5 protein-coding genes are annotated in these 2,865 nt (G+C 50.1%); 1 reads left to right on the top strand and 4 read right to left on the bottom strand.

The genetic code is table 11. The features are described from left to right. The 3 genes from QZP87_RS02995 to QZP87_RS02985 all read right to left on the bottom strand — a co-directional run. On the bottom strand, positions 1–791 hold a 791-nt coding region (locus QZP87_RS02995), incomplete at its 3' end, for an ammonia-forming cytochrome c nitrite reductase subunit c552 (protein ID WP_291321434.1). Continuing rightward, positions 784–1,263 (bottom strand): NapC/NirT family cytochrome c, encoded by a 480-nt coding sequence (locus QZP87_RS02990; protein ID WP_291321433.1) that lies wholly within the window; start codon positions 1,261–1,263, stop codon positions 784–786. The genes QZP87_RS02995 and QZP87_RS02990, both read right to left, overlap by 8 nt. Before the next feature lie 148 nt (positions 1,264–1,411). Further along, the gene (locus QZP87_RS02985) at positions 1,412–1,726 is read right to left on the bottom strand and encodes a cupin domain-containing protein (RefSeq protein WP_291321432.1); all 315 of its coding nucleotides are present in this window, start codon (positions 1,724–1,726) and stop codon (positions 1,412–1,414) included. A gap of 251 nt (positions 1,727–1,977) precedes the next feature. Between QZP87_RS02985 and QZP87_RS02980 the strand changes: the two genes are divergently transcribed. After that, positions 1,978–2,652, top strand: a complete 675-nt coding sequence (locus tag QZP87_RS02980; RefSeq protein WP_291321431.1) for a Crp/Fnr family transcriptional regulator — start codon at positions 1,978–1,980, stop codon at positions 2,650–2,652. 10 nt (positions 2,653–2,662) lie between these two features. Here QZP87_RS02980 and QZP87_RS02975 read toward each other — a convergent pair. Continuing rightward, positions 2,663–2,865 (bottom strand): hypothetical protein (locus QZP87_RS02975; RefSeq protein WP_291321430.1); only part of this gene is annotated, 203 nt, incomplete at its 5' end.

Below are 2,865 nucleotides of genomic sequence, written 5' to 3'. Positions count from 1 at the left end.
TATTCATACATATCCTCTGGATTCTTGCCCTTATCCCAGGGAAAAACAGGCTTTGCCGGGGCTCCGAATTCTTCGTGCTGAAAGTAATACTCCACATGGCACTGGGCACAGACCAGAGAGCGCATTTCGTTGCGGGAAGCATCCCTCCAGTCCTCACCCTGTCTTTCCAGGGCTTCGGTCAGGGGAACGCTGACAATGCGCAGGCTCATGTCCTGGGGATCATGACAGGTGTTGCAGCCGATGGCATGGTCCTCCAGATCGTGATCCTCGCGGAAATCGTGGAACTCCATGGCCCAGAAGTCATCTCCGTATTCATCGATGTATCCGGGCATCTTGTTGCTTTTGCAGTTATAGCAGGTTGCCGGCAGTCCGGCTTGTTCGCTGTAGCGGTTGATACGGTCGATATCCAGGAGATCGTATATGGCATTGGCATGTCCCCTGGCCCGGTTATACTCGTAGCTGAAAGGGTAACCCAGCCACAGGTTCTTGAGATATGGCTGACAGTACTTGTAGGCTTGGGGAAGATCGCCGCACAGATGTTTTTCATGGGCAACAGATCCGCCATATTCGGTCATCTGCCCGTCCCCGTGGTCAAAATTCTCGGCCTTGAGCTGCTGATATGTTGCATACTGAAGAGGAAAATAGTCTTCAAAAGCACTGTTTCTCTCGGCCTCTTCCTCGGTTAGATCCGTTTCATAACTGGGGGTTTCTGCTTCAGGAATTTCGCTGCATCCTGAAAAAATAAAAACAAACAACCCTGCCAAGATCCAGATAAAATACTTCTTATTCATCAGCCACCCTCCTGTCGGCTACGGGAGTGCTCCTCAAATGCGGTACCTGACGGTGACAATCCGTACACCGGTCCTTGGCCACATCCGCGTCCACATTGAGCCCGGTCATGGAATGACAGTTCATGCAGTTCCTGTTGACCACATCCCTGGTTCTGTCGGATGGCCGGATGATATCCCCGACCTCCCCGAATGTATTCTTGTAAATATCCTTGGTCCCGGCCCAGGCTTTGAACACCGCCTTGGGCATGGCGGAATGCGGAGCATGGCACTCATTGCAGTCCAGCTTGGCGTGCGGGGACTGCTGATGGGTGCGCACAGGCTCATACATAACATGACAACTGCCGCAGAACTGCGCCTGATCAGTATGGCTGAAGGTGAATCCGGCTACCAGGGTTAAAGCCACACCGACCAGCAGGGCAGCAAGCACCGTGGCTTTACTTGCTCCATGTTGTCGGTTAGTTTTTTCGGTCATGGCCCCCTCCTTAGGTTAAAATATAATGGATTGCTAATCCTCTCCTGAATCTGAACTCTAATACACTCACCTCCTTTCTTTGTTTTAAGATCCTGAATCTGGTATTGGGTTTTGGCTGTTATATCGCCACCCTGAAAGCAATCCGGAATCAGATCGGAGGAGCAATGGTCACCAAAACCCGCATATCCGTCACAGCCCGAATACCGTGGGGCTCCTCGATGGCACAGACCAGTATATCTCCGGCTCTGGCCGGAAGGGTTCTGTCCTTTGCCAGGTACTCGCCTTCACCCTCCAGCACCTGAATGCTTAGTTCGCCTTCAAGTTCATGGGAATGTATGGGCAGCTCCTGCCCGGCCCTGAAATTGAAGTTGATAATTCTGAAATACGGGCTGTCGTGTACCAGGTTTTTCTTCATGGCCTTGTCGCTGAACGTTCCTTCCTCAAATATATTCATGACTTTCATAAATACCTCCTATTTTAGGTTACTGTTTTACAGCATATGCCGTCCTGAATCAATCGTTTTTCCTGCGACTTCCTGCTGTCTTGCACAGACAGTCGAGTATACATCCTTTTTAAACTTGTTGACTTGAAAGTCAAAATAAGCTTCATTACTTTTTATGCCTTGACTTAAGTCAAAACAACAGACAAGAATTTTTTGCCTCAAAATATGCCGATCCGCTCAGGGAGCATGTAATCGTTCAGGAGAACCAGTAAATGTCCCATGACCTGCACATATTTCCGGTCTTTGCTTCCCTGGAACCGGAGCATCAAAAGGCCCTTTCTGCCATTACCGGCACCAGGCATTTCAAGGCCAACCAGATGATTTTCCAGGAAAACGATCCCGGTGAGGGATTTTACGGGATAGTCCAGGGCAAAGTAAAAATCTACAAATCCTCCCCCCTGGGCAAGGAGCATATTCTGCACATCTTCGGTCCCGGGGAGGTCTTTGCCGAAGTTGCCGTTTTTGCAGGCAGAAACTTTCCTGCCAGTGCCCTGTGTCTTGAGGATACCAATCTTCTCTTTTTCCCCCGCAAACAGTTCAGACGCCTTATCAGCGAAAACCCTGACCTGGGCCTGAATCTGCTGGGCCTTTTATCCATGCGCTTGAGGAACATGGTGGGCAAGGTGGAAGAACTGAGCCTCAAGGAGGTACCCGCCAGGCTGGCCACACATCTGTTGCTCATCAGGGAAAACCTGGGAAAAGATCAATTCGACCTGGATCTGAACAAATCCCAGCTGGCCGGCTTTCTGGGCACCATCCCCGAAACTCTGTCCCGGGTGATACGCAAAATGAACGAAGAGGAATACATTGAAACAGCAGGCAAGAAGGTAACCCTTCTGGATATCTCGGGACTGGAAGATCTGGCCGCAGGCAATCTGAGACTTTAGTGACTTACTCCTAAAACCCTGTCATAAAAAACAAGAAAAATTTGAGCCATGACGGGGGTTCAGCACTTGGCACTGGGACTGTTTCATTTTTAGACACTAAGCTTAGGTGCTCCCCCGCCGCGCAAGCGGCTGATGCCTTTTCCTTGCGGGTTCTTATTCCCGCAAGGAAAAAACATGCTTCTTCAATCTCTTTTATCTGTGTCAATCTGTGTG

The organism is Desulfonatronospira sp., assembly GCA_003563255.1.
In the GTDB taxonomy this organism is placed as follows: Bacteria; Desulfobacterota; Desulfovibrionia; order Desulfovibrionales; family Desulfonatronovibrionaceae; genus Desulfonatronospira.
Note: the sequence above shows the minus strand (reverse complement) of the source record. Positions and strands in the feature narration are given on the sequence as shown.